This is a genomic window from Paenarthrobacter sp. PPS72 (genome assembly GCF_048537125.1).
GTDB classification, from domain to species: Bacteria; Actinomycetota; Actinomycetes; order Actinomycetales; family Micrococcaceae; genus Arthrobacter; species Arthrobacter nitroguajacolicus_E.
Genome location: NZ_JBLYIE010000024.1, coordinates 35,835 through 61,500, shown reverse-complemented (window position 1 = coordinate 61,500; position 25,666 = coordinate 35,835). Strand labels below are relative to the sequence as shown.

At 62.9% G+C, this 25,666-nt stretch carries 29 protein-coding genes and 1 riboswitch; of the genes, 16 read left to right on the top strand and 13 right to left on the bottom strand.

The window, feature by feature from the left end; genetic code table 11:
* Window positions 1-114 precede the first annotated feature (114 nt).
* The gene (locus tag ACLRGI_RS12505; RefSeq protein WP_419201969.1) at window positions 115-1,209 is read right to left on the bottom strand and encodes a pyridoxal-phosphate-dependent aminotransferase family protein; all 1,095 of its coding nucleotides are present in this window, start codon (window positions 1,207-1,209) and stop codon (window positions 115-117) included.
* Window positions 1,210-1,235: 26 nt separating this feature from the next.
* Window positions 1,236-2,363, bottom strand: a complete 1,128-nt coding sequence (locus ACLRGI_RS12500; protein WP_419201968.1) for an MFS transporter — start codon at window positions 2,361-2,363, stop codon at window positions 1,236-1,238.
* 14 nt (window positions 2,364-2,377) lie between these two features.
* Between ACLRGI_RS12500 and ACLRGI_RS12495 the strand changes: the two genes are divergently transcribed.
* From ACLRGI_RS12495 to purM, 7 genes are all read left to right on the top strand, one after another.
* The gene (locus ACLRGI_RS12495; RefSeq protein ID WP_419201967.1) at window positions 2,378-2,800 is read left to right on the top strand and encodes a winged helix-turn-helix transcriptional regulator; all 423 of its coding nucleotides are present in this window, start codon (window positions 2,378-2,380) and stop codon (window positions 2,798-2,800) included.
* A gap of 56 nt (window positions 2,801-2,856) precedes the next feature.
* Window positions 2,857-3,687 carry a phosphatase PAP2 family protein gene (locus ACLRGI_RS12490; protein ID WP_419201966.1) on the top strand — a complete coding sequence of 277 codons (831 nt, stop codon included), beginning with the start codon at window positions 2,857-2,859 and terminating at the stop codon, window positions 3,685-3,687.
* Between the two features lie 154 nt (window positions 3,688-3,841).
* Window positions 3,842-4,351 (top strand): 2-oxo-4-hydroxy-4-carboxy-5-ureidoimidazoline decarboxylase, encoded by a 510-nt coding sequence (gene uraD / locus ACLRGI_RS12485; protein ID WP_419201965.1) that lies wholly within the window; start codon window positions 3,842-3,844, stop codon window positions 4,349-4,351.
* Window positions 4,348-4,689 carry a hydroxyisourate hydrolase gene (gene uraH / locus ACLRGI_RS12480; protein WP_419201964.1) on the top strand — a complete coding sequence of 114 codons (342 nt, stop codon included), beginning with the start codon at window positions 4,348-4,350 and terminating at the stop codon, window positions 4,687-4,689. Before uraD ends, uraH begins: the two co-directional genes overlap by 4 nt.
* An 89-nt stretch (window positions 4,690-4,778) precedes the next feature.
* Window positions 4,779-5,111: a hypothetical protein gene (locus ACLRGI_RS12475; protein ID WP_419201963.1), complete on the top strand. Its 333-nt coding sequence runs from the start codon at window positions 4,779-4,781 to the stop codon at window positions 5,109-5,111.
* 147 nt (window positions 5,112-5,258) lie between these two features.
* On the top strand, window positions 5,259-6,890 hold the full coding sequence (gene purF / locus ACLRGI_RS12470; RefSeq protein WP_419201962.1) for an amidophosphoribosyltransferase: 1,632 nt from the start codon (window positions 5,259-5,261) through the stop codon (window positions 6,888-6,890).
* The gene (gene purM, locus ACLRGI_RS12465; RefSeq protein ID WP_419201961.1) at window positions 6,887-8,035 is read left to right on the top strand and encodes a phosphoribosylformylglycinamidine cyclo-ligase; all 1,149 of its coding nucleotides are present in this window, start codon (window positions 6,887-6,889) and stop codon (window positions 8,033-8,035) included. The genes purF and purM overlap by 4 nt, the downstream gene beginning before the upstream one ends.
* 95 nt (window positions 8,036-8,130) lie before the next feature.
* On the opposite strand, the gene ACLRGI_RS12460 is transcribed toward purM, so the two are convergent.
* The 3 genes from ACLRGI_RS12460 to ACLRGI_RS12450 all read right to left on the bottom strand — a co-directional run bounded on the left by ACLRGI_RS12460 (window position 8,131) and on the right by ACLRGI_RS12450 (window position 10,088).
* Window positions 8,131-8,901, bottom strand: coding sequence for a VOC family protein (locus ACLRGI_RS12460; RefSeq protein ID WP_419201960.1), 771 nt, complete (start codon window positions 8,899-8,901; stop codon window positions 8,131-8,133).
* Complete coding sequence (locus ACLRGI_RS12455) at window positions 8,898-9,680, bottom strand: VOC family protein (protein ID WP_419201959.1); 783 nt, start codon at window positions 9,678-9,680, stop codon at window positions 8,898-8,900. The genes ACLRGI_RS12460 and ACLRGI_RS12455 overlap by 4 nt, the downstream gene beginning before the upstream one ends.
* 183 nt (window positions 9,681-9,863) lie before the next feature.
* Window positions 9,864-10,088: a DUF3073 domain-containing protein gene (locus ACLRGI_RS12450; RefSeq protein WP_011776148.1), complete on the bottom strand. Its 225-nt coding sequence runs from the start codon at window positions 10,086-10,088 to the stop codon at window positions 9,864-9,866.
* A 243-nt stretch (window positions 10,089-10,331) separates the two neighbouring features.
* Between ACLRGI_RS12450 and ACLRGI_RS12445 the strand changes: the two genes are divergently transcribed.
* Window positions 10,332-11,360 (top strand): septum formation family protein, encoded by a 1,029-nt coding sequence (locus tag ACLRGI_RS12445; RefSeq protein ID WP_419201958.1) that lies wholly within the window; start codon window positions 10,332-10,334, stop codon window positions 11,358-11,360.
* A 7-nt stretch (window positions 11,361-11,367) separates the two neighbouring features.
* On the opposite strand, the gene clpB is transcribed toward ACLRGI_RS12445, so the two are convergent.
* Complete coding sequence (clpB, locus tag ACLRGI_RS12440; protein WP_419201957.1) at window positions 11,368-14,025, bottom strand: ATP-dependent chaperone ClpB; 2,658 nt, start codon at window positions 14,023-14,025, stop codon at window positions 11,368-11,370.
* A gap of 217 nt (window positions 14,026-14,242) precedes the next feature.
* On the opposite strand from clpB, the gene ACLRGI_RS12435 reads away from it, so the two are divergent.
* Complete coding sequence (locus ACLRGI_RS12435) at window positions 14,243-14,578, top strand: YciI family protein (RefSeq protein ID WP_419201956.1); 336 nt, start codon at window positions 14,243-14,245, stop codon at window positions 14,576-14,578.
* A gap of 102 nt (window positions 14,579-14,680) precedes the next feature.
* The gene (locus ACLRGI_RS12430; RefSeq protein WP_419201955.1) at window positions 14,681-15,298 is read left to right on the top strand and encodes a pyridoxamine 5'-phosphate oxidase family protein; all 618 of its coding nucleotides are present in this window, start codon (window positions 14,681-14,683) and stop codon (window positions 15,296-15,298) included.
* 39 nt (window positions 15,299-15,337) lie between these two features.
* Here the strand turns inward: ACLRGI_RS12430 and ACLRGI_RS12425 are convergent, their stop codons facing one another.
* The 4 genes from ACLRGI_RS12425 to ACLRGI_RS12410 are packed head-to-tail and all read right to left on the bottom strand — an operon-like array spanning window position 15,338 to window position 18,440.
* On the bottom strand, window positions 15,338-16,411 hold the full coding sequence (locus ACLRGI_RS12425) for a sulfate/molybdate ABC transporter ATP-binding protein (protein WP_419201954.1): 1,074 nt from the start codon (window positions 16,409-16,411) through the stop codon (window positions 15,338-15,340).
* Window positions 16,408-17,217 carry an ABC transporter permease gene (locus ACLRGI_RS12420; protein ID WP_419201953.1) on the bottom strand — a complete coding sequence of 270 codons (810 nt, stop codon included), beginning with the start codon at window positions 17,215-17,217 and terminating at the stop codon, window positions 16,408-16,410. The genes ACLRGI_RS12425 and ACLRGI_RS12420 overlap by 4 nt, the downstream gene beginning before the upstream one ends.
* Window positions 17,218-17,232: 15 nt before the next feature.
* On the bottom strand, window positions 17,233-18,033 hold the full coding sequence (modA, locus tag ACLRGI_RS12415) for a molybdate ABC transporter substrate-binding protein (protein WP_419201952.1): 801 nt from the start codon (window positions 18,031-18,033) through the stop codon (window positions 17,233-17,235).
* Complete coding sequence (locus tag ACLRGI_RS12410; RefSeq protein WP_419201951.1) at window positions 18,030-18,440, bottom strand: TOBE domain-containing protein; 411 nt, start codon at window positions 18,438-18,440, stop codon at window positions 18,030-18,032. Before ACLRGI_RS12410 ends, modA begins: the two co-directional genes overlap by 4 nt.
* Before the next feature lie 289 nt (window positions 18,441-18,729).
* Between ACLRGI_RS12410 and ACLRGI_RS12405 the strand changes: the two genes are divergently transcribed.
* Window positions 18,730-20,064, top strand: coding sequence for an FAD-binding oxidoreductase (locus ACLRGI_RS12405; RefSeq protein ID WP_419201950.1), 1,335 nt, complete (start codon window positions 18,730-18,732; stop codon window positions 20,062-20,064).
* A gap of 130 nt (window positions 20,065-20,194) precedes the next feature.
* Complete coding sequence (locus tag ACLRGI_RS12400; protein ID WP_419201949.1) at window positions 20,195-21,064, top strand: DUF4031 domain-containing protein; 870 nt, start codon at window positions 20,195-20,197, stop codon at window positions 21,062-21,064.
* A gap of 104 nt (window positions 21,065-21,168) precedes the next feature.
* Here the strand turns inward: ACLRGI_RS12400 and ACLRGI_RS12395 are convergent, their stop codons facing one another.
* The 3 genes from ACLRGI_RS12395 to ACLRGI_RS12385 form a co-directional block, all read right to left on the bottom strand.
* Window positions 21,169-21,570: a YccF domain-containing protein gene (locus ACLRGI_RS12395; protein WP_091470118.1), complete on the bottom strand. Its 402-nt coding sequence runs from the start codon at window positions 21,568-21,570 to the stop codon at window positions 21,169-21,171.
* A gap of 130 nt (window positions 21,571-21,700) precedes the next feature.
* Window positions 21,701-22,153, bottom strand: coding sequence for an SRPBCC family protein (locus tag ACLRGI_RS12390; protein ID WP_419201948.1), 453 nt, complete (start codon window positions 22,151-22,153; stop codon window positions 21,701-21,703).
* 108 nt (window positions 22,154-22,261) lie between these two features.
* Entirely contained in the window at window positions 22,262-22,858 is a 597-nt protein-coding gene (locus tag ACLRGI_RS12385) for a phosphoribosylanthranilate isomerase (RefSeq protein WP_419201947.1), read from the bottom strand.
* A 97-nt stretch (window positions 22,859-22,955) separates the two neighbouring features.
* Between ACLRGI_RS12385 and ACLRGI_RS12380 the strand changes: the two genes are divergently transcribed.
* The 4 genes from ACLRGI_RS12380 (at window position 22,956) to ACLRGI_RS12365 (ending at window position 25,662) form a co-directional block, all read left to right on the top strand.
* Entirely contained in the window at window positions 22,956-23,603 is a 648-nt protein-coding gene (locus tag ACLRGI_RS12380) for a HutD/Ves family protein (protein ID WP_419201946.1), read from the top strand.
* Window positions 23,604-23,660: 57 nt separating this feature from the next.
* Window positions 23,661-23,726, top strand: a riboswitch (guanidine-III (ykkC-III) riboswitch).
* 9 nt (window positions 23,727-23,735) lie between these two features.
* Entirely contained in the window at window positions 23,736-24,050 is a 315-nt protein-coding gene (locus ACLRGI_RS12375) for a DMT family transporter (protein WP_419201945.1), read from the top strand.
* 2 nt (window positions 24,051-24,052) lie between these two features.
* Window positions 24,053-24,463: a DMT family transporter gene (locus tag ACLRGI_RS12370; RefSeq protein WP_419201944.1), complete on the top strand. Its 411-nt coding sequence runs from the start codon at window positions 24,053-24,055 to the stop codon at window positions 24,461-24,463.
* 194 nt (window positions 24,464-24,657) lie between these two features.
* Window positions 24,658-25,662, top strand: coding sequence for an aldo/keto reductase (locus tag ACLRGI_RS12365; protein ID WP_419201943.1), 1,005 nt, complete (start codon window positions 24,658-24,660; stop codon window positions 25,660-25,662).
* Window positions 25,663-25,666 lie beyond the last annotated feature (4 nt).

Sequence of the window (25,666 nt, the reverse complement as noted above, 5' to 3'; positions counted from 1 at the left end):
AACTTGCTGCAGCCTTGGAAGCGAAGACGGCAGATGCATGTCCTCCCCGCAGAGCCAGAAGAACAGCGGGACATCCCCGCGAGTTGAGCCAAGCACGCGGGATGTGAGCGGGCGTCAGGCTTTGGCCATGGCCTCTTTCAGCGCGCCCAGCACCAAGGTCACGGAAGCGGGGTTCGCGTTCGGGCCCATCATTCCGATCCGCCACACCGTGTCCGCGAACTCCCCCACTCCCGAACCAATTTCCATACTGAAGTTCTCCAAAAGGTAAGAACGGACGGCAGCCGAGTTGACGCCGTCGGGCACTTTGACCGTGGTGAGGCTCGGCAACCTGGCGCCTTCGGCGGCGAAGAGTTCCAACCCCATCTCCTGCAGCCCGTTCTGCAAAGCGGCCCCGGCAGCGCGATGCCGGGCCTGCACAACGTCCAGCCCCTCGGCAAGGATCCGGTCCAGGGCGGCTTCGAGGCCGGCGATCATGGTGACGGGCGCTGTGTGGTGATACGTCCGGGCGCCACTGGCCGCGCCGACGTACCCGCCGAGCAACCCGATATCGAGGTACCAGGAGCGCGGATCCTTGACGCGTCGCTCGAAGGCGTGGTCGGACACCGTAAAGGGCGAAAGTCCCGGCGGCACGCCCAAGCATTTCTGCGTTCCGGCGTATCCGACGTCGATCCCCCAGTCGTCTGCGCGGAGCTCAAGTCCGCCGATGGATGTGACGGCGTCGGTGATCAATAGCGCGTCGCCCTTGCCGGCACCGAGGGCGGCGATGTCGGAGAGCACGCCCACCGATGTCTCGGCATGGACTGCCGCGATGACTTTCGGGTTAGGGTGCGCCGAGAGCACACGCTCGGCATCTACGGGCTGCCCCCATTCGTGATCCACGCGGACCACCGTGGCCCCGCACCGCCGGGCGACCTCACACATGCGCGCCCCGAAAAGGCCGTTAACCGCGATCACTGCTACGTCGCCGTCGGACACTGTATTCACGAAAGCGGCTTCCATCCCGCCCGAGCCTGTGGCACTCAACGGAAGCGTCCGCGCGTTGGACGTACCCCAGAGTGTCCGGAGGCCTTCGCACGTGTGGTCGAGCCGCTCGATGAACACAGGGTCAAGGTGACCGAGCACTGGATAGGCCAGGGCAGCCATGGCCTCGGGGTAGCAATTGCTCGGGCCGGGACCGAACAGGAACCGGGACGTCAGAATATGCGGCATGTGCGAACTCCTTCAGCTGGTTGAGGTCATTCTGCCCCAGCGGGCTGAACGGAGCTAACCAAACGCGCCCCGGCGCCCCTCCGCCGGAAACGGTCCCCGCCCCAAACGGCGAGTGCGCCCAGCGCGAATACTGCCCCAAGAACGCTGGCACCGTTCCAGCCCCAAACGTCGAACACCGGAGCCACGGCGGCGGCCCCTATGGCACTGCCCACCGAGTAGAACACCATGTAGCTGCCGACTATGCTGCTGGCAGCCTCTTCGGCGCCCGCCACGATCATGGTTTGGCTGCTGACGTGGACGGCTTGCACAGCTGCGTCGAGCACGATGATGCCGGCTACGAACCAGAGCAGCGACCAGCTCTCCAAAGACAACGCGAGCCACGAACCCAGGAGTGCTGCCAGGCTCGCCACCGTGACCCGTTGTCCCCAGCCACGATCCGCCGCAGCACCGGCTTTGGACGCGGTCAATATCCCCACAAGGCCAGCCAGCCCAAAGAGCCCAATCACGCCCGGCGGAAGGTTCGATGCCGGACCGCTGAGCAACAAGGACATTCCGCTCCACAGCACTCCAAAAGAGGCAAAAAGAAGCATGGTGATAATTGCACGGGTACGGAACACGGGATTGCGCCGCGTCAGGACAAGCACCGATGAAACGGCCCGCCAATAGCGCACGTCGGCCCTTGAACCTTGCTCACGGGGAGTAGCGCGGAGCACTAACAGCGACAGGACCACAGCGGCTGCCGCGGCGAAAACGTAGACCCACCTCCAACCCCAAAGGTCCGTCACACCGCCCGCCACTGTGCGGGCAAGAATGAGGCCACTCACGACGCCGGCAGTGACAGTACCGATGTTTCCGCCCCTTTGGTCCGGGGTACTGGAGGCAGCGGTGTACGCGACGATGGTCTGCACCACGGAGGATGCAAGCCCCAGGACCGCGAAAGCAAGCAGCAAGGCTATGTGGGATGAGGCCAGGGCCACGGCACACGCACCCACGGCGCTGGCCGCCACCTGAGCCGTGATGAGTATGCGGCGGTCCAGCATGTCTCCCAAGGGCACCAGAAGGATCAAGCCCAGGAGATATCCGGCTTGGGATGACGCCACCACCCATCCGATGGTCCCCACGGAAATACCCAGGTCGGCACCGATGCGCTCCAAGAACGGCTGACCTCGTGGGCGACAAGTGGACCCTGCTGATCATTCGGGATGCACTTGACGGAAAGCGCCGCTTCTCCGAATTTGAGAGGTCGCTGGGGGTGGCGAAGAACATCCTCTCCGACCGCCTCCGCCTCCTGGTGGACAGGGGCGTCCTGACCAGAACCCCCAATGACCGCGGCACTCGAAGTGAGTACGAGCTAACGGATGCGGGCCGCGATCTCTTCACATTGCTCCTCAGCCTGCGGCAATGGGGCGAACGCAACGCCTTCGCCGCCGGCGAAGCCCATTCCACCCTTGTGGACCCCGCCACGGGTGAGCCGGTCCCGCAACTCCGCCCACTCCTGGACAGCGGCGCGGAACTCACGCCGGAACAGGCAGTGCTGGTCAAAGTTGGCGCGTCGCTGCCGCCGGAGCTCGCCACCCGGGAACCCTCCTAGGCCAAACTGCTAAGGTTACTCACCAATACCGAGGCCGCCGCGGATAGGGGACGAGAGTGACGACTGAAGGAAAAGAGGCGCCGGAGCAAGGCGTCAGCGGCGAGGTAAGCCAGGACCGGTTTGTTGCCGGCCAGGACCTGACGAGCTGGAAATCTCCCGCAGGGCGAATGCTGGCCGGAAGTGCCGAAAAGGTCACCTCCCTACTCGGCCCGTACGCGGCGCTGATCATCACCCTTGTTGCGGGTCTTGCCGTTACCCTGTCCCTGGCGCTGGTGTTTGGTGAGGTCTACGAGTCCGTCACCGAAGCCGATGGCGTAGCCGGACTGGACAATCCCGTTCTGGCAGCAGCTAAAACCATGCGCTCCCCCGCTCTGGACGTGGCCGCCACGGCCTACACAAACATCGGCGGCACCGTGGGTATGCCCATCATCGCCGTGGGCATCATGATTTCCCTGGCCACCAAACGGCGATCATGGACACCCGTCATCCTGATGCTTGCCGCCGGACTGGGATCGCTGGTCATCACCATCCTGGGCAAGCCGCTCTTCGGCCGCGCCCGCCCGGACCTTATAGACGCCATTCCGCCCTACGAGCTCTCGGCAGCATTCCCCAGCGGGCACGCGCTCAACTCGATCGTGATCGCAGGAATCGTGGCGTACCTGATCATCCTCAGGCTCAAGACCACCAAAACCAGGGCCATCACAGTGCTCCTCGCGGCAATATTCGCTTTCACCATGGGTTTAAGCCGCGTCTATCTGGGCCATCATTGGCTGACGGACGTTCTGGCGGCCTGGGCTATCGGCATCGCCTGGCTGGCGCTGGTAATCACCGCCCACCGCTTGTACCTCACCGTGAGAACACGCCGTCACACCGCGATAGTCTCTTGACACCAGCCCCTTCACTCAGCTTCACTAATTACGTATGCTGAAATAACAGTTCCATGATGCGGAAGCTTGAAGCACGGGCTTCCTCCTGCAACAGCAGGAGTTCCGCATAGCCCACACCATGGATGCCAGCATTTTGCATGAGGATGACACAAGCATGGAGCTTGCAATATTCAACAGTGTTGACCGGGACGAGGCCATCAGGACCCTCACCCCCTGCCTGGACATCAGCCGCTGGGTGGAAGCCATCGTCGACGCGCGCCCCTATGCCGGCGTCGATGAACTGCTGGGGCAAGCCCGGCAAGCCGCCCAGCCGTTCACCCCGGACGAGGTGGAATCCGCCATGGCACACCACCCCCGGATCGGCGAACGCCCCAAGGCCCAGACCACCGAGGCAGCCATGTCGCGTTCGGAACAGGCAGGAGTGGATCCCGGCGACAGCGCGGTCACCACTGCCCTGGCTGAAGGAAACCGGGCCTACGAGGAGAAATTCGGCAGGGTATTCCTGATCCGCGCCGCGGGTCGCAGCGCACAGGAAATGCTCAGCGCCCTCCAGGAACGCCTCACCCACACACCCGAAGAAGAAGACACGATCGTGGCCGGCCAGCTACGGGAGATCGCACTGTTGCGTCTCTCCGGGCTGGTCAGCGAAGGAGTCAACGCATGAGCGTTTCACAAATCACAACCCACATCCTGGACACCGGTTCCGGCCGCCCGGCGGCGGGTGTCGCCGTCGTACTTTATGTTCGCGAAGGTGACGACTGGACCCTGGTGGCCAAGGGCGAGACCGACGCCGACGGCCGCATCAAGACCCTCGGCCCGGAACGGATTCCCGGCGGCGCTTACCGCCTGAACTTCGCCACCGGCGCCTACTACGAGGGCCTCGGCACCGAGACGTTCTTTCCGGAAGTGGACCTGAACTTCACAGTTTCCGACGCCGGCGAGCACTACCACGTGCCGCTCCTGCTGAGCCCGTTCGCCTTCTCGACGTACCGCGGCAGCTAACGCATCGCCCAGCTGGCGGTTAATGACAGTGTTGGAGCGCCACATTGGCATTAACTGCCACGTCGGCGAGGAACGGTAGGCTTTAACGCATGGCTTCAGAGGACACCACCCCCAACTCCGCCCGTCGCGAGATCACGGTTCGCCGGGCACCCAAGTTTGTACCCTTCATGATTTTGGGAGCCGTAGTTGGTGCGATCGTGGCCGCAATCATCGCTTACGGCCGCCAAGCCGACCCGGCTTTTGATGCCGGCACAGTGTTCGGGTTCTTCCTGATTGTCTGCGCTGGCGGCGGCGTCATCCTCTTCTCCATCCTGGCCCTGGTCCTGGACCGCATCAGCGTCAAGCGCACCCAGCGCGCCGTGGTGGAGCCCGTTCCGGATTCGGTTCCGGATGAAGGACCAGAGAACGACGACGTCCGCTAAGTCAGGCGCCCGGCCCGCCTCTTCACAGGGGCGCCGAATGTGAGACACACCGCATTTTTCCTGGATCATGCCTGTTCCGGGCCCATTCCAAGGGTCACATAGGCTGCGGGGGAACGTACCACGCCGACATCATGAGACAATCGACCAGTGGCACGTGGCGACGGAAAACTTTCTCATGATCTTCTCCCCGGCGAAAAAGGCCCTCAGGACGCTTGTGGCGTCTTTGGGGTTTGGGCTCCCGGTGAAGAAGTAGCAAAACTCACCTATTACGGGCTGTATGCGCTGCAGCACCGCGGACAAGAATCGGCTGGTATTGCTACCAGTGACGGCAAGCGCATCAATGTCTATAAGGACATGGGCCTTGTGTCCCAGGTCTTCGATGAGACAACCCTGAACACCCTTACCGGGCACCTGGCCGTTGGCCACTGCCGGTACTCCACCACCGGTGCAAGCCACTGGGCCAACGCGCAGCCAACACTGGGCGCAACTGCAACCGGCACGGTTGCCCTGGCCCACAACGGCAACCTGACCAACACCGCTGAGCTCCGGGAGATGATCCTCGAGCGCAACGATGGCCAGCTGACCGGTGAAATGAAGCAGGGCAACACCTCGGACACCGCACTGGTGACCGCTCTCCTTGAGGGCGAAGAGGGCAAGACCCTGGAGCAGACCGCCCTGGAGCTGCTGCCCAAGATCAAGGGTGGCTTCTGCTTCGTCTTCATGGATGAAGGAACCCTTTACGCAGCCCGCGATACTTACGGCATCCGTCCGCTGTGCCTCGGCCGTTTGGAGCGCGGCTGGGTTGTCGCCTCCGAGCAAGCCGGCCTGGCCACCGTTGGCGCGAGCTTTATCCGCGAGATCGAGCCCGGCGAGTTCATCGCCATCGACGAGGACGGCGTTCGTTCGCAGCGCTTCGCCGAGGCAACCCCCGCCGGCTGCGTCTTCGAATACGTCTACCTGGCCCGCCCGGACGCCGCTATCGCCGGACGCTCCGTATACGAGGCCCGTGTTGAGATGGGTCGCCAGTTGGCCCGCGAAAACACGCATGAGGCAGACCTCGTGATCCCGGTTCCCGAGTCCGGCACACCCGCCGCTGTTGGCTACGCTGAGCAGTCGGGCATCCCGTTTGCCCACGGCTTCGTCAAGAACGCGTACGTGGGCCGTACGTTCATCCAGCCGTCGCAGACCCTGCGCCAGCTCGGTATCCGGCTCAAGCTCAACGCTTTGGAATCCGTGATCCGCGGCAAGCGCATCGTTGTGGTGGATGATTCGATCGTCCGCGGCAACACCCAGCGGGCCATCGTTCGGATGCTCCGCGAAGCCGGTGCCGCCGCAGTGCACGTCAAGATTTCCTCTCCCCCGGTTCAGTGGCCCTGCTTCTACGGCATCGACTTCGCGTCCCGCGCGGAACTCATCGCCAACGGCGCCACCATCGAGGAGATCTCCCAGGCGATCGGTGCCGACTCGCTGGCCTACATCTCCGAAGACGGCATGATCGGCGCTACCCAGCAGCCGCGCGAACGCCTCTGCACAGCTTGCTTCACCGGCAAGTACCCCATCGAGCTGCCGCACGCGGACAAGTTGGGCAAGAACCTGCTGGAGCGCACGGACCTTGGCGGCCTGCCTGCTGCCTCCGAGGCCGACTCCGTGGATGATTCGGAGGACCCTGCCGAGAAGCCGGGTGCCACGGGTTGCGATCCCGGACCTGACGCCGAATTCGAAAACCTGCTTACCGACGCTGATCGTTTGACCGACGCCGACAAGAAAGAGTCTGTATGAGCTCCGCAACACCCGCCGCTGAGAATAACTCCGGTATCACCTACGCCTCCGCGGGTGTCGACGTCGAAGCGGGAGACCGCGCAGTCGAACTCATGAAGGGCGCCATCAAGGCGACGCACAACTCCTCGGTGATCGGCGGCGTCGGCGGTTTTGCTGGCCTGTACGACGTCTCCCGGCTGCTGACCTACAAGAAGCCCCTGCTGGCAACGTCCACTGACGGTGTGGGCACCAAGGTGGCTATCGCCCAGGCCATGGACATCCACGACACCATCGGTTTCGACCTGGTGGGCATGGTGGTGGACGACATCGTTGTGGTGGGCGCTGAGCCCCTCTACATGACTGACTACATCGCGTGCGGCAAGGTTGTCCCGGAGCGCATTGCTGACATCGTTCGCGGTATCGCAGCTGCTTGCTCCGTTGCCGGCACTGCCCTGGTGGGTGGCGAAACCGCTGAGCACCCGGGTCTCCTGGGTGAGCACGAGTACGACGTCGCGGGTGCCGCAACAGGCATCGTAGAGGCCGACGCCCTGCTCGGCCCTGACCGCGTCCGCGCTGGCGACGTCGTGATCGGCATGGCATCCTCCGGCCTGCACTCCAACGGCTACTCCCTGGTTCGCCGCGTCATCAACCACGCCGGCTGGGCACTGGACCGCCAGGTATCCGAACTCGGCCGCACGCTGGGTGAGGAACTCCTGGAGCCCACCCGCGTCTACGCAGCTGACTGCCTCGACCTCGCCCGCACCTTCCCCGTCACGGGCGGCGCAGCAGTTCACGGCTTCAGCCACGTCACCGGCGGCGGCCTGGCTGCCAACCTGGCCCGTGTCCTCCCGCAGGGCCTCGTGGCCACGGTGGACCGCAACACCTGGGAACTGCCCGCCATCTTCAAGCTGGTTTCCGAGCTGGGCAACGTCCCGCTGGCCGACCTGGAGCGCACACTGAACCTCGGCGTGGGCATGGTTGCCATTGTTTCCGCCGAAGCAGCAGACGCTGCAGTGGCCCGCCTCAACGACCGCGGCCTGCCGTCCTGGGTGATGGGTACCGTTTCGGCTGATAGCGACTCGATCGACAAGACCGGCCCGGACTACGTCCAGGGTGCCAAGGGCGTCGACGGCGGCGCTGTCCGTTTGGTGAACGCCTACGCCTAAGCGGGTTACCGCCTAAGCGGGTTCTCGCCTTATAGAGACAGCGGCCGGGCAGTTTTGAACTGCCCGGCCGCTCTCTTTTGTTTTTGCTTTGGTTCCTACACCTGGATGAGGCTCAGGACGCCGCCTTGTGGATCCTGGATGGTGGCGAGGGAACCTGCTTCGGGTCTGTCCTCCGGCTCCACCAAGAGCTCTCCTCCCGCTGCGGCTGCTGCCTCTACTGCTTTGCGCAGATCCGCTACCCCGAAGTAGATCTGCCAACCAGCTTCGTCGCCCTCATCGGCAGGAACGATGCCGGCCACTTCGTCGCCCTTGACCATCAGCGTGCTGTAACTGCCGCCGTCGTCCTGGGGATATTCGGTGACTTCATGCCCGAAAAGCTGCTGGAAAAACGCGACGGCGGCCTGCGGCTCGGGCGTCAGCAGTTCCGCCCAGGCCAACGCCCCGGGCTCGTTGAACAAGTGACTGCCCACATGGGTTCCGGCCTGCCAGATGCCAGTGGTTCCACCGCCAGGAGGCTCAATGAACGCCAGGACCCCCGTGTCTGCCACGGCCTCCGGGCCAAACTGGAGTTTCCCTCCGGCATGGACCGCATCCTCCGCGATTTCCTCGGTGTCAGTGGCCGAAATGTAGACGTTCCACTGGCCACGCATTCCTGCGGCTTCCTGCATGGGATTCTGCGGGGCGATCACAGCCACCAGCTGATCCTTGACGAATGCCTGCGCGTAGCTGCGGCCGTCCGGCGTGGGCAGGTCCTTGTAGGTCCAGCCGAAGATCTGCTCGTAGAAAGACTTGGCTGCCGCGACGTCCCGGGTCTGTAGATCCGCCCAGCACGGCTCACCGCTGGCGTAGTGCTTGCGTGATGTCATGCTGCCAAGCCTGTCATGATGCTGAACGCTGCGCCTGCCGGGTCCATGAGAACTGCCATTCTTCCGACTCCCGGCACATCGAAAGCCGGGGCTATGACATGGCTGCCCAACTCGACGGCCTGCTGCACCGTGGCATCTATGTCCACCACATTGAAGTACGTCATCCAGAACGGCGACAGGCCCGCTATCGGCAACTTGAGGGCACCCGCGATTCGTTTTCCATCCACCAGCAGGCTCGTGTACTCCTGCAGGTCACCGGCCGGTGTGGTCTCGCTGGTGCAACCTGTCACTGCCTCGTAAAACGCCACGGCCTTGTGGACGTCGTCCGTCTGCAGTTCATTCCAGATCATGGTTCCCGGCTCGTTGACCAAGCCCGAGCCGGGATGGCTTCCCGCCTCCCAGAAGCCGATCTGGGCACCGGTGGGGTCTGTGGCGAAGAACATACGTCCGCTGCCGTTAGGAACCGAATCAGGAGGGAAAAGGAGGGTTCCGCCGGCTGCTTGCACGCGCTGGGCCGCCTCGTCAGCGGAGTCAACAGCAAGGTAGTTTGCCCAATATGACGGCATTCCCTCCAGGGCATCAGGCAGTTGCTGCATCATCCCGGCGACGTAGCAGCCTTTGAGTTTGGCCATGTAATAGGTCATGCCATTTCCTGCATCCATGGCGTCCAGCTCCCATCCGAAGAGTTCGCTGTAAAACTTCCTGGAAACGTCAATGTCGGTGGAGGACAGGTCCACCCAACACGGTGTTCCCTGCTGATAACCCTGGACCTCCGGCATGGAATTCCTTTCGATGCGCTCGAACTCCAGCCTACGCAAAAAAGGGCCCTCAGGGTACGCCAATGAATGGCGTGGCCTGAAGGCCCTTTTCAAAAGATATACGGCATCCGAAAATGCGCGATGACCTTGATGTACGACGGCGGTCCGCAACTCAGTGCCATAAGCACCTGTTGGTTGCGACAGCTATCCGATCCGACGGGTGTCTACCTCGTCGTCGTCATCTTCCGCGTACTTGTCCTCGTAGGCCGAATAGTCCGGCTCCGGGGGATCGTCGGGGAAGTGGCTCTTGACACGACTGGACGGACCCGTGAGCTCCCGCTCAAGTGCCGAATAGTCAGTGTTCGGGGAATAGTACTTAATATCCCGAGCCTGCTTGGTAGCTTTTGCCTTTTGACGGCCGCGCCCCATGGCGTGACCCCCTTTTGTACTTGGACCGGAGGTGGTCACCTTGGCTATCGGTGAGGCCCCGGAATGTTTGGTCAATTTGTCGTATGTCTAGATTACATGCTTTCGGGGGTGCCTGCGTGCCACCACGGCCCCGCGTCCGGGCAGACAACGGTCGAAACCACACCATTGCACCTCCAAGTGAAGCGAAAATTGGGTAGAGTCTGCCTCAATGCGGCTCCACAGCAGGAAGGCACACCCCGGAATATGAGCCAGGAAAACACTTCACCCCGTGATGGTTCACCACGCGAGCAAGGCAAGGATGGAGTGCCCCCTGCGCCCCCGACGCCGCCATCGCCGGGCCAGCAACCGCCGGCATCCCCTTCGGCACCGCCATCAGGCCTGCAACCGGATCCCGCGCCGGACCTCGACCCTGACTTTGTTCCCGAACCGGGTGACCAGCCCGATCCCGCATTGCCACCGACTGACGCTGCGCCTGCCGGAGGTGCGACGCCAGCCGGAGGTGCCGGGCCAGCGAGAGACGCAGATCCCGCGGGAAATCCCCAGGACCCGGTCGGCGCAAGCCAGCAAGCCACTGCTGGGCAGCCTCCAGCCGGGCAGCAACCGCAGACGGCTCCCTGGCAGCCTCCATCCGGGCGGCCGCAAGCCGGACAGCAGCCCTACCTTGGCCAGCAGGCTTACACGGGTCAGGAAAGCTACACAGGTCAGGAATGGCGACCCCAGCCGCAAGACGACCCGGCTATCCAAGGGCAGCCGGAGCCTCACGGGGATCCGGTCAAGCGGCAGCGATGGGTTATCGGCGGAATCGTCGTTGGCGTGCTCATACTCATTGGCGTTGTGATCTGGGTTTTGCTCAACCTGCTGGGCACGCGCCCCGAAGCAGCCGTATCCACGCCCAGCGCAGCTCCGACAGCCGGTCCGCTCCCCCGTGATGCAGACGCTACAGATTTCCAAGTAGGCGACTGTTTTGCCGACTTTGATGCCAATGCTTCGAAGGCCCGGGCCGTTGCGTGCGACACCGAACATTCGGCTCAGCTTGGTGCCGTTTTCAGCTACCCGGCCGACGATTCCTTCCCGGGAACCAATGCTCTGAGGGAGAAAGGGCGCGAGGTTTGCAAGACCGTGAAGCTCAACGCGGCCGCCGACAATTATGTGCTGCTTCAGCAGAACGTTTACCCGAGCACCAGCAGTTGGGACGGGGGCGACCGCCGCGTTGATTGCTTCATCGTGGTGGATTCAGGCAACACCATCACGGAAGATCTCCTGGCGAAGTAGGCTGATGTTACTTCCGACGAACTGTGAGTCCTGATCCCGCGGGTACGTCGCCTCCGGGACCTGACATTGCTTCCAGCCCTTCAATGGTGAGCTCTTCAACATCAGCTGAAGTGTCCACCAGTACGGTGTCGCCGTCCACGATCTCACCGGCCAGGATCTCCTTGGCCAGACGGTCGCCGATCTCACGTTGGACGAGCCGGCGAAGTGGCCGTGCGCCGTAGGCCGGATCAAAACCGGACATGGCCAACCACGCGCGTGCCCCGTCGGTGACCTCGAGGCTCAGGCGGCGGTCTCGGAGCCGATTGCTCAGCTCGGCGACGTGCAGTTCCACGATTCGGGCAAGTTCCTCCACAGTCAGCGGATCGAAGAGGACGATCTCATCCAAACGGTTCAGGAACTCGGGCTTGAACGACGCCTGGACCACAGCCATGACGGCGTCCCGCTTTGCCCTGGCATCCAGCGACTGGTCCACCAGGAACTGGCTTCCGGAATTGGAGGTCAGCACCAGGATGGTGTTGCGGAAGTCCACAGTGCGGCCCTGGCCGTCGGTGAGACGACCGTCGTCGAGAACCTGCAGGAGGATGTCAAAGACCTCAGGGTGGGCCTTCTCCACCTCGTCCAGCAGTACTACGGAGTAGGGCCTGCGGCGTACAGCTTCTGTTAGCTGGCCTCCTTCTTCGTAACCGACATATCCCGGAGGGGCGCCCACCAAGCGGGCCACCGAGTGTTTCTCGCTGTACTCGGACATATCGATCCGGATCATGGCGCGTTCGTCGTCAAAGAGGAAGTCTGCCAAGGCTTTGGCCAGCTCAGTCTTACCAACGCCCGTTGGGCCCAGGAACAGGAACGAGCCCGTGGGACGGTTGGGGTCGCTGATGCCGGCACGGGCACGGCGCACGGCGTCGGACACGGCCTGGACGGCTTTGGTCTGCCCGATGAGGCGCTTGCCGAGCTCCTCTTCCATATGCAGCAGTTTCTGCGACTCGCCTTGGAGCATGCGGCCCGCGGGGATCCCGGTCCACGCCGAAATGACTTCCGCGATGTCATCCGCAGTTACGTCCTCGGCCACCATCAGTTCCGGTTTTGAATCACTCCGGGCGGACTCCTCCTCGGCAGCGGCGCTCAGCTCGCGCTCAAGTGCGGGCAGCTCACCGTAGAGAATCCGCGACGCCGACTCGAGGTCACCCTCGCGTTGGGACTTGTCCGCGGCAGAGCGCAGTTCGTCGATCTTGGCTTTGAGATCGCCAACGCGGTTGAGTCCGGCTTTTTCGGCCTCCCAGCGCGCGTTCAAGGCACTGAGTTCTTCGTTCTTATCGGCTTTGTCGGCACGGAGGGCAGCAAGGCGTTCCACCGATGCAGGATCGGTCTCACCTTGGAGTGCCAATTCCTCCATGGTCAGACGGTCCACGGCGCGGCGGAGCTGGTCGATTTCTTCCGGCGCCGAATCGATTTCCATGCGGAGACGGGATGCGGCCTCGTCCACGAGGTCGATTGCCTTGTCCGGAAGCTGGCGGCCCGAGATATACCGGTTGGACAGCGTTGCGGCCGCGACCAAGGCGGAGTCGGCAATGGCTACCTTGTGGTGTGCCTCGTAACGTTCCTTCAGTCCACGCAGGATACCGATGGTGTCCTCGACGCTGGGCTCCCCGACGTACACCTGCTGGAATCGGCGTTCCAGGGCAGGGTCCTTTTCAATGTTCTCGCGGTACTCGTCCAAGGTGGTGGCACCAATCAGGCGCAGCTCACCGCGGGCGAGCATGGGCTTGAGCATGTTTCCTGCATCCATGGCGCTCTCACCCGTGGCACCGGCACCCACCACCGTGTGAATTTCATCGATGAACGTCACGATCTGCCCGTTGGAGTTTTTGATCTCCTCCAGGACGGCCTTCAAGCGTTCCTCGAACTCGCCGCGGTACTTGGCTCCGGCCACCATCGAGGCAAGGTCCAAGGCGATGAGCGTTTTGCCGCGCAGGCTCTCAGGGACGTCGCCGGCCACCATGCGCTGGGCGAGGCCTTCGACGACGGCGGTTTTGCCGACGCCCGGCTCACCAATGAGCACGGGGTTGTTCTTGGTGCGGCGGCTCAGGACCTGGACGACGCGTCGGATCTCGCTGTCGCGTCCGATAACTGGATCCAGCTTGCCCGAGCGGGCCACGGCAGTGAGATCGGTGCCGAACTTTTCCAAAGCCTGGAAGGTGTTTTCAGGATCCGGAGAGTTGACGTTCCTATCGCCCCGGACACCGGGCAGGGCGGCGAGAAGTGCCTCGTGGGAGGCGCCGGCGTCGCGCATTAATTTCCCCACGGCGTCACTTCCAGCCGAGAGCCCCAGCAGCAAATGCTCCGTGGAAACAAAGGAATCCCCCAGCTTGTCGGCTTCGTTTTGAGCAGCTTGAATGGCCTGCATGGACTGGCGCGACAACTGCGCCTGTTGAACAGAACTGCCTGAGGACGACGGCAGGGACTTGATGGCCGAGCTGGCTTGCACGCTCACGGCGTCAGGATCCGCGCCTGTGGCACGCAAAAGTGCAACAGCAACGCCCTCGCGCTGGTCCATGAGGGCCTTCAAAAGGTGGGCTGGCTCAAGCTGTGGATTGCCTGCAGTTGACGCATTCATGGCGGCCGCAGAAAGGGCCTCCTGGCTTTTGGTGTTGAATTTGACGTCCAAAGAGTGCTCCCTTTCTACGGTGATACCAATGATTACAAAGTTGAGTCTACTACGCTCAACTTTGCTGTGGGGTCCATTGATTTCCATGTTTGCCCACGGCGAAACTACTGTCCATACAAAACCGTGGCTATGTGAATAAAGGAGGTCTACGATCGGGCTGTGACCGGGCGGGACCTCTTTCCGGCATGCTCGCGAGAACTCTGAAAAGGACCCAGACATGACTAAATACGTTGTGCTCTACACTGCTCCGCAGTCCGCGGAATCTGCGATGCAGGACTCCTCTCCGGAGTCGGAAGCAGAAGGGATGAAAGTTTGGATGGACTGGGCCGCAAAAGCGGGCGACGGCATTGTTGACCTTGGCACCCCGCTTGGCGCGGGCAAGGAGATTGGCACGTCAGGCGTTTCCGACACCGCCACTGGCGTCGCCGGTTACACGATCCTGCAGGCACACACGATGGACGGCGCACTCGCACTCCTCGAAGGGCATCCGCACCTGATGATGCCGGGTGCATCCATTCAGGTTTACGAGGCATTGGATATGCCGGGCATGTAACTTCGCGCCCGTTTCCGCCGTTCGCACCCGTGAGAACTGGCGCGGATGGCGGGAATGGGTGCAAGCGGCCCGCCGACCAAAAAGCACCCGTAGGCTGGGGCCATGGACACCATTTCAAGTGCGGATGAACTCGAACAACTAATCGGCTTGCCCTTGGACCGCGTGCGTCTAAAGGTGCGCACATCCCTTAGCGATTTCGACCGCCAATGGCTGGCAGCCAGCCCTTTCTGCGTGCTCTCGACCACAGACTCACAAGGTCGCGTGGACACGTCACCCAAGGGTGATCCCGCCGGCTTTATCCAGGTCCTGGATGACCACACCATCGCCATCCCGGAGCGCCCGGGCAACAAGCTTGCCTTCGGCTTCCACAACATCCTGGAAAATCCGAACGTCGGTATCCTGTCCGTCGTCCCGGGCCGCACGGACACCTTGCGGATCAACGGAACAGCAACGATTGTCCGGGACGCCGACTTCTTCGATCTCATGGTGGTCAAGGGGCACCGGCCCCGTGCCGCTGTTGTGATCGCTGTGGAGGAAGTGTTCACCCACTGCGGTAAGGCCTTCATGCGGAGCGGGCTGTGGCAACCGGAAACCTGGGGACCTGAGGGCTTGCCGAGCATAGCCGTGCTGGCCCAGGCCTATACGCAACCCGAGACGCCGCTGGAGGATCTGGAATCCTATTACGGGCCTTCGTATGCGGATCGGATGTACCGGGAGTAGTCCCTTGGGCACTTCAGGCCGGGTCTTCAGGCCAGGTGATCAGGCCGGGTAGACCGACACCAGCGCGGACTTGACCACAAACCTGACTTCCATGCCCGGCACCAAGCCCAGATCGGCGGACGCCGCCGGAGTGATGTCTGCTGACAAAGCCTGTGCCGCTTGCCCGCCGCTGGCGCGGACTCGGATCTGGTCACCGAATGGTTCCAGGTCCGTGATGGTCACCGGGAAAGAATTGCGGGGGCTTCCGTGCACATCGCCCAGGAACACGGAAACGCTCGACGGCGGGAACACGGCCACGCCCGCTTGGCCGGGCACAGGTGACCAGTCCGGATCGTGCTGGCCCGCAAAGAACCGACCATCCGGCGTCGTAATTCCTTGAGGCGAAATGATCCCGGCGACGAGGTTGAGACCCGCCAGGCCGGCGGCAAACTCGCTTCGTGGTCTTTCGAGGACCCGACGGGTGGGTCCGTCTTCCGCAATTCTTCCTTTTTCCATCACGATGACCCGATCGGCGAGCATGTAGGCGTCCAGGATGTCGTGCGTGACGATGATGGCTTTGCGGCCCTTCAGGACCCGTTTGAGGACACGGCGGAGCAATGGCGCTGCGTGAATGTCAAGGGCGGCCATGGGCTCATCAAGGAGCAACAATTCTGGCTCAGCGGCCAAGGCGCGTGCCACCGCGACGCGTTGAGCCTGCCCTCCAGACAACTGGGAGGGCTTCCGGTCAGCCAAGGGCAGGGCATCAACTTCGGCCAGCCAGTGCTGTGCGGTTTCCCGCGCGGCCGCCTTCGAAGCACCGGCACTGCGCGGCCCGAAAGCCACGTTGTCCAAGGCATTCAGATGCGGAAACAGGAGCGCTTCCTGAGCGAGAAGCGCAGTCCCCCGCAGGTGGGGCGGGCTCCAAAAGTGGGTGCCGTCGTCGAGCTTGAACAGTTGTTTGCCGCCGATTCGGGCCGAGCCGGAATCCGGCCGCAGCAGGCCCGCGGCCACGCCCAGCAAAGTGGACTTTCCGGCGCCATTGGGACCGAGAATGGCCACAGTCTCGCCGTCAGCGAGGCCAACGGACACGTCGAAGTTCCTGGCCCGGACGCTGGCGTTCAGCTCGAAGTTCATGGCTGGACCTCCACAGGGCTGCTGCGTCGGCGGCCGTAACTGAGTCCGACCACCGCAACGGCCACCGCCACCAGCACCAAGGACAGCGCGACGGCAGCATCGGCGTCAGTCTCACGCTGCAAGTAGATTTCCAGCGGAAGGGTGCGGGTGATGCCCTCCAAACTGCCCGCGAACGTCAAGGTGGCGCCGAACTCGCCCAGGCTGCGCGCCAAAGACAGCACCGCCCCGGACGCGAGCCCGGGCAGAACCAGCGGCAGCGTGACTCGACGAAGAACGGTGGTGGGCCTCGCTCCGAGGGTCGCCGCGACGGCCTCATACCTGCTTCCGGCTGATCGCAGGGCACCTTCGAGGCTGACCACGAGGAACGGCAAGGCCACAAAAGTCTGGGCCAAAATCACTGCGGTGGTGGAGAAGGCGATCTGGATTCCCGCCAACTCAAGGGACTTTCCGAGGAGGCCCTGCCGGCCAAAGGTGTAGAGGAGCGCAAGTCCGCCGACAACCGGCGGAAGCACCAGCGGCAACAAGACAAAGGAGCGAAGGAGTCTTTGTCCGGCGAACTCGGCGCGCGCAAGCACCAGCGCCAAAGGAACGCCCAGGACGACGCAGAGAACAGTGCTGGCTGCAGAGGTCCTCAGGCTCAGGCCCAGTGCGGCGAGGGACGAGTGCGAGGTGATCAGCGGAATGAACTGGGCCCAGTTCACCCGCAGCAACATTGCCGCCAAGGGAAGCACCATCAGAAGTCCGCCCACAGCCGCCACGACATAGATCCATCGCGGAATGCCGTGGTAGCCGCTGCGCTTGATCATGTTTCAGGACCTGCGCTACGGCGTTCCGAAGCCGGCGTCGCGGAGGACCTTCTTGCCTGCTTCGCTGGTGACGTTTGCGATGAACGCGGCTGCCAGCGCCGTGTTCTTGCTGGTACCAACCGTGGCAATCGGATAGGTGTTGACGGCCTGGTCGGATTCCGGGAAAGGTATGCCCTTAACCCTGCTGCCGGCCCCCTTGACGTCCGTTACGTACACCAGGCCTGCGTCGGCTTCGCCCGATGTGACCTTGCCCAGGACATCGGTCACGGATGATTCCTCACTGACCGGGCTCAACGTGGTCCCCGCGGCCTTTTCAACCGCCTCCGTTGCAGCGCCGCAGGGAACCTGGCTGGCGCAGGTCACCACTTTGACTCCGGGCCTGGCGAGGTCCGCGAAGGAGGAGATCGACGCCGGATTGCCGGGTGGGACAGCAATTTCCAGGACGTTGGTGGCGAAGTTTGTTGGGGTGCCGTCGAGGAGTCCCTCGTCCGCGAGTCTGCCCATGTTCTTGGCATCGGCTGAAGCAAAAACGTCGGCGGGGGCACCTTGGGTAATCTGCGTGACCAGGTCCGAAGATCCCGCGAAACTGAGAGTTACTGTGGTGCCCGGGTGCTGGACTTCGAAGTCTTTGGCCAGCTGCGTGAAGGTGGTTTTTAGGGATGCCGCGGCGAAAACGGTAAGTTCCCCGGACATGGAGGAGTCCGGGTTGGTTGATCCTGTGGAGGGGCGCGTGGTCCCGGAGGCGCAGGCGCTCAGGCTTGCCGCCATCACGCCTGCAAGCATTGCAGCGGCGAAAGGCCTGCGTGGAATCCTCATATGACACTCTTTCCTTGCGGTGTTTCGATGATGACGGTGGTGGCCTTGACCACTGCCGTGGCTACTGATCCGAGTTCAAGACCCAAATCCCGGACGGCTTCACTGCTCATGAGCGACACCACCCGGAACGGACCGCACTGAAGCTCTACTTGGGCCATCACCTTGTCAGCCGTAATCCCAGTCACCAGGCCAACAAAGCGGTTGCGGGCTGAGCTTGCTGCCCGGGAGCGGTCGTCCGGGAAGTGGGATTGGTCGCGGGCCAGTGTGGCGAGTTCCAATCCGTCCACCGCGAGGCGCCCGGCTGGATCTTTTCGGGCAGTAAGCGTTCCGTTTTCCGTCCATCGCCTCACGGTGTCGTCACTGACGCCCAGGAAGCGGGCTGCTTCGGAGATTCGTATCTGCGGCATGGATACATCATAGTTCCGCATTTACGGATACTTGCTAGCTAGTCTGCCGCATGTGGAATATGACTGCCACGTATCGTTGGCCCGTTCTGCGCGCTCCCCTTGCCGCCGTGCGCACCCCTTCGGCGTTTCCGGCGCACCCCGCGCCGCACGACGCGCCCGTAACCTCTGGTGCGCTTGGCGCGAAGGGGTGCGCCGCCGTCGTCGGACTTCTTTGCATTACCCATGGTCCGCCGGGAGGTGCGGACGTACCCTGTTCTAGGGGAGAGTTTCCGATGCGAAGGAACGTCCCATGGAATGGATTCGTCCGGACAGCCCGAACTACGACGAAGCGCGAAAACTCTTCAACGCGATGATTGACCGCAGGCCGGCTGTCATCGCCAAATGTTCTGATCCCGGCGAGGTCGCTGAGGCTTTGAACTATGCCCACAACCATAATTTGGACGTTGCGGTCCGTTCGGGCGGGCACTCGGTGGCGGGCATGTCCACTAACGACGACGGCCTGGTGGTTGACGTCCGGCCCATGAAGTCGATCAGCGTGGACCGCGAGATGAAAACCGCCACGGCGGGCGCCGGACTGACCTGGGGCGAGTTCGACCGCGCCACCCAACAGTACGGGTTGGCCGTCACGGGCGGACGCGCATCCACTACGGGGGTCTCGGGCTTCACCTTGGGTGGGGGCTCGGGATGGCTCGAGCGTTCGTACGGATTCGCATGCGACAACCTGCTCTCCGTTGACCTGGTCACAGCCTCCGGCGAGCGGGTGACCGCCAGCCCGGGCGAGAACCCCGAGCTGTTCTGGGCACTCCATGGAGGGGGCGGGAACTTCGGCGTGGCCACGTCCTTGACATTCAAACTGCACGACCTCGGACCTACCGTAATGGCCGGCCTCATGCTGTTTCCCGGGGACGACGCCAAGGATCTGTCGCGCGCCTTCCGGGGGATTGCGCTGGAGGCGCCCGACGCCGTCGGGACAGCCCTGGTGTACCTCACCGCCCCACCGGAAGAGTTCGTCCCGGAAGAGATGGTGGGCAAACTCGCCGTCGGGATGGCCTATATCTACGCCGGCGATGTGGAGGCCGGCGAGGAGCACGCCAAGCCGTTCAAGGATCTCGGCCCCTCCGTGGATCTGGTCACGCCGATGGGATACGCGGACTTCCAGTGCATGATCGACGACCCGCCGGACCACTACAACTACTGGAGCGCCGACTACCATAACGAGCTCAGTGACGACGCCGTGGATCTCCTGGTGGACTCGGCACAACGCCTTCCGGGACCGCACTCCCAGCAGTTGGTGGCACGTTGGGGAGGAGCAGTTTCCGGGCCCGCCGCAGCAAACACACCGTTGCAGCACCGCGGAGCCTCGTGGGTCAGCCACCCGTTCGGCTTGTCCGAAACCGCCGAAGGCGGGCAGGAGGCAAAAGCCTGGGTCAAGCAGTTCCGGCAGGACATCGCCCCGCACACCACGGGCGGAGTGTGGCTGAACTTCATTGGTGACGAGGGGCAGGACCGGATCATGGCGGCCTACGGCGAACAGAACTACCGGCGACTGTCCTTGGTGAAGCGCGAATTCGATCCCGACAACGTATTCCGGGGCAACCAGAACATCCTGCCGGCCCAGCACTGAGTTTCCTGCACTCCTTCCCAGTTGCCGTGATCAGCGCGGGCAGCGAAGCCTGTACTTCCGGGACGGCAGCACGGCGGTAGACGTCCCGACGGCCGGCAACTGGGAAGGATCACATGGGTACACTTTGGCAATGGCCATCTACCTCGATCCGCCCCTGTGGCCAGCGCATGGAACCGTCTTCTCGCACCTCGTTTCAGACACGTCGCTGGATGAGCTGCACGCATTCGCGGCCGCCGCCGGAGTCCCTGAACGGGCCTTCGACGGGGACCACTACGATGTCCCCGAACGCCGCTACGACGACCTCGTTTCTGCGGGCGCCATCCCTGTGGAGGCCCGCATCCTGGTCCGCAAGCTCATCGCCAGCGGACTGCGCATTCCGGCTCGTGAACGGAGCAAGGCCTTGACAGTACCTTTGATGGAACGTTGGAACAGCAGCTACCCGGGTCATGAGGAGCTGGGCCTTGAGCTGTTGGAACGCTGGGGAGAGGCCGGCAGGAAGTACCACAGCCGGACACACCTCCTGGCGGTCCTTGAAGCCTTGGACGTGCTCACGGAACCGGAACAGCCGGCGCGGACCGTCTTGCTTGCTGCGTGGTTTCACGATGCCGTCTATGAGGGGGTTGCCGGGCAGGACGAAGAAGAGTCGGCGCGGCTGGCAGAGGACCGACTCACCGCCACTGCTTTGCCTCCCCACGAGGTGGCGGAGGTGGCTCGGCTGGTTCGGCTCACCTCTTCGCACAGTCCGAAGACGGGTGACTACGCCGGAGCCCTGCTCTGCGACGCCGACCTCTCGGTGCTTGGCGGCGACCAGCAGTCCTATGCACGCTATCTGTCGGCCGTCCGCGAAGACTACGCCCACGTCAGTGACGACGACTTCGCGAAGGGGCGCGCCGCCGTCGTCCGTCATCTCCTCAGCCTCAACCCGCTGTTTCACGGCGAACGCGCCAAGGCCCTCTGGCTCGATGCTGCGCGCAGGAACCTCGCCGGCGAACTCGCGTGAGCGGTTCCCCCGCCTGTTCTTCTCGCCGATTAGATGATTCGCTGCAGCTTAGACGGTAGGAGTCGTCTAAGCTGCAGCGAGTCGTCTAAAGGGACCGTGCCGGCTTAGCGGTAGGTGCTGACGAACGGCTGGTTGGTGGGCACAATCTGCTTACCGAGGGGCATCAGCGATACCGGGATCAGTTTCAGGTTGGCGATGGCCAACGGGATTCCGATGATGGTGATGGCCATGGCAACTGCCGTGACGACGTGTCCGATCGCAATCCAGATACCCGCGACCAAAAGCCAGATCACATTGCCGAGAAGGGCGAACACCCCGGCACCGCCCGGCTTCTCAACCACCATCTGGCCGAAAGGCCACAGGCAGTAAGCACCGATCCGGAACGAAGCGATGCCCCACGGGATGGTGACGATGAGAACGCAGCAAATGATCCCTGCCGCGAAGTAACCCAAGGCCAGCCAGAACCCACCAAAGACAAGCCAGATGATGTTAAGGAGAGTTTTCATAGTCCTCATTCTCCCCTGCGGCGCTGACAAAAAGCCTAGGGGTCTGCCCTGAATCTTCCCTGACCTATAGCGGTACTTGCTTTGGGCCCTATGCCACCTGCCGGATCAGTAAGCTCGCTGGATCAGTAGCTCACCCGGCAAGGAGCCCGTCCAACTTGTCGAACGAGGTGCCCCAACCATCACGGGTCATCTCCACCCATTCTTCGGAAGCAAACGGCCCCTGGGTGAGATTCATCCGGGTACGGCCGTTGAGGTCCTCGAATTCGAGATGCATTTCCTCGTACTCATGGTCAGCGTCGGGAGCAGCCTTAGCTTGTGCCACCAAGAGAGCCGGACTGTTGAGCTCGGTGATGGTGGCCTCGATGGGGGCCGACTGCTCCCCGTTCTCATCCGACCACACCATGACTACCTGCCAAATGCCGCCAACACGGGGCTCGACAATGATCTGGTCACGGGGAGCTTCCACTTCAACGGGCCCGAACCACCGGGTGAGCTTGTCCGGCTCCATCCAGGCTTCAAAAACCTTCTCGCGGGGAGCATCGAATTCGCGGCTCATGGTCAAGGTGTGCTGTTCGGTGCTCATTGCTTAACTCCTGGTTTCGGGTTTGTCGATATCCAAGTAGTGGTGCGTCGGAGTAAATCGTGTCGTCGTGAGCGAGTCTATGGCGACCCACCGACAGGGTGAGCGAACCTAGGCTTTGGCAGCCTCCACGAAAGCACGAATCCTGGCAAGGTCCTTCACCCCGCGGGATACCTCCACCCCGGAGGAAACGTCCACGCCCCAAGCGCCGGCAGCAGCTGCTGCGAAGGCCACGTTGCCTGGTTCGAGTCCCCCGGCGAGGAGCCATTCCCTGGCATCCAGCCCTTTAGCGCGCACTGAAGCGTAGTCCCAGGATTCCCCCGAGCCCGGCACTGCGGCATCGATCAGGAAGATTTCTTCGCCCAGGTCCGCGAACTCGTCTTGGGAGGCACCCATGGTGACCGCCCGGATGAGCCGCATCCCGGCGTCGTGCACTGTCTTTACGTCCTCAGCCGTCCGGTGACCGTGCAATTGCACCCACTCAAGTCCGGCGGCCCGTGCAATGGCTACGGCGTCCGCGGCAGTCTCGTGCCGGAAAACAGCAACAGCGCGAACACCCTCCGGCACCAGTGGCAGCAAAATGCGCACCTGATCCGGGCTGACTTCGCGGGGGCTGGCGGTGAGTACGAAACCGACGGCGTCCGCACCGGCGTCGACGGCTTCACGCACGGATTCGGGCGTGCTCAAGCCGCACACTTTGACGAACATTCCGGTGCCTCCAGCCGTAGTAACAACGTTTTCCACATATGACGTTAGCAAGCCGCAATGCCAACGCAGAAGCCGCGTCCACCACTAGGCTGGTCGGATGGAGATTATCCGCTTTGCCGACATCCGTCCTGAACCGTGGCGCAACGGGGGTGGGGTGACGCGCGAACTTGCCAGCCATCCGAAGGCCGCCTCCGCACAAGACGGTGCTTGGGATTGGCGCGTCAGTATCGCTGACGTTTCCAAAGCCGGCGAATTTTCCGTGTTCCCGGGCATGGAGCGGGTTATCACCATCATCGACGGCGAACTTCTCCTCCTCACCGTTGACGGCTCCGAGCACCCGCTGGAGAAGTACCGGCCATTCCGTTTCTCGGGCGAGGCTGCGTCTTCGGCCACTCTTCCCACAGGGGACATTCGGGATCTGAACGTCATTGCACGCGAGGGCGCCTTCAAGGGCTACACGTCCATCATCGAGATCTCCAGGAAGCGCGCCCACCCGGTTTTCGAGGGCCAACTCGCGGTCCTGCTTGAGGGCAAGGCGACAGTTGCGCCCGGAGCTGCGGCCGAGGACGAGCCCGCTGTGGAGGAAGGATCCGACGGCGCCGCCCCGGCACCCAGCGCCGTAGAGCCGGTCGAGTTGTCCCGATACGATGCCGTGGTCGGCTCGGATACCCGCAGCCCGGAGATCTCCGGCCGCGGCTTCATCGCGGTGATCTCCATCGACCATGTGGAGCCTGCACACGCTTGAGCTGGTGACCTTCACCACCGGAGGTGGCCACCCCGCACGGGAGTTGCTAGCCTGAAATGAAGGTTCCCCTCTGGAATCTCCGGACGACGGTTCAGTACCCGGCATGCGACAAGACTGGCCAAAGGAAATGTCATGTCGTGGTTAATTCTTATTCTCTCCGGAGCACTCGAAGCCGTATGGGCGGCAGCGCTCCACCGTTCCAAGGGGTTCCGCAAACCCGTCCCCACTGTCGTGTTCCTGGTTTCCGTCATAGCCAGCATGGCGGGCCTCGCCATCGCGATGCAGTCCATTCCCACCGGCACGGCTTACGCGGTGTGGGTTGGCGTCGGCGTGGTATTGACAGCCACATACGCGATGGTCACCAAAGTTGAACGCGCGACGACGGCCAGGCTGCTTTTGCTTGCGGGCATCGGCGCCTGTGTAGTCGGCCTGAAGGTGGTGGCGTAGCCATGACTGAGAACACTGTAAACGCCGGAAACTCGGCAAACACCAAGAACTCCAAGAACTCCGGCAACGGACTCTTCTGGGCCATCCTCTTGGCTTCAGCACTCCTCGAAGCCGTCTGGGCCACAGCTTTGGGCTTGTCCAATGGCTTCACGCAACTCACGCCCACTGTGGTTTTTGCTGTCACGGCCGTCCTGAGCATGCTTGGACTGGGCATTGCGGTGAAACGGATCCCCCTTGGCACGGCCTACGCGGTGTGGGTGGGCATCGGTGCTGCACTGACAGTTGGCTGGGCCATGATTACGGGCGTGGAATCCGCGAGCCCGCTGAAGCTGCTGTTCATCGCGGGAATCGTGGGCTGTGCCGCCGGTTTGAAGGCCCTGCCTGCTGACAAGGCTGCAGCCAAGGCCGAGTAGCGAGAACCAACGCACCGTTTCGATGGCTCACTGCGCATTAGACGTTGCCTACCCTCGAATGCGCAGCGAACCATCGAATCGGACGGGCCACGAGCGGGCCACGGACGGGCCGCGAGCGGGCTGCCCCAGGAATACCCACGCATCCCACTGAGTTCACGCCTTCAAGAGCACTCAAACGCGCATTGGAGAAGTTGATGACTGCAGTTCAGCTCGGCGATGGCCTCAAGGTCAGCCCCCTCGGCTTCGGCGGAATGGCCCTCACCCCGGTTTACGGCGGAATCGCAGCCGGGGAAGGCCTGCAAACTCTCAGGCATGCAGTAGACACGGGCATCACGTTCATCGATACAGCGGATGTGTATGGAGCGGGCAGCAACGAGGAACTCGTGGGCAAGCTCTTGAAGGAGCGCCGCGACGAGATCCAGGTGGCCACGAAGTTCGGGATTGAGGGCAACCCCGCGGACGGGTACACGGGAGTCCGCGGGGATGCGCCCTACATCAGGCAAGCAGCGGACGCGAGCCTCCGCCGACTGGGCACTGATGTGATTGACCTCTACTACATGCACCGCCGTGACCTCCGCGTTCCGATAGTGGAAACCGTGGAGGCCATGGCGGAGCTGGTCCGAGAGGGCAAGGTCCGGCACCTCGGATTGTCTGAAGTGACAGCCGAGGAGCTCAGGCAGGCCAACGCTGTCCATCCCATTGCCGCGGTCCAGAGTGAATGGTCCATCTGGAGCAGGGATGTTGAGCTCAATGTCGTACCTGCAGCCAAGGAGCTTGGCATTGGGTTCGTGCCGTATTCACCGCTGGGCCGCGGATTCCTTACCGGAACCGTCAGCGCGAGCGACCTTGGGGAAAATGACTTCCGCCATAAGATCCCCCGCTTTGGTGAAGAGGCACTTGATGCGAACCAGGCCGTGGTGGCCGCGGTCCGCGAGGTAGCCAGCGGGCTGGATGCAACTCCGGCCCAGGTAGCCCTGGCTTGGCTGTTTGCCCAAGGCCAACGCCTTGGGATTTCCGTGGTTCCCATCCCCGGCACGCGCAAGACGCACCGGATCGACGAGAACCTTGGGGCGCTGTCCCTGCAACTGGGAACAGCGCAGCTTGAGAAGCTCGACCAAGCTGCGGCCGCCGTCGTGGGTTCACGCTCTGCGGACCCCAACTGCGTTTCACAAGGCCGCGAAGCCAACCACGTAGGCTGATGCG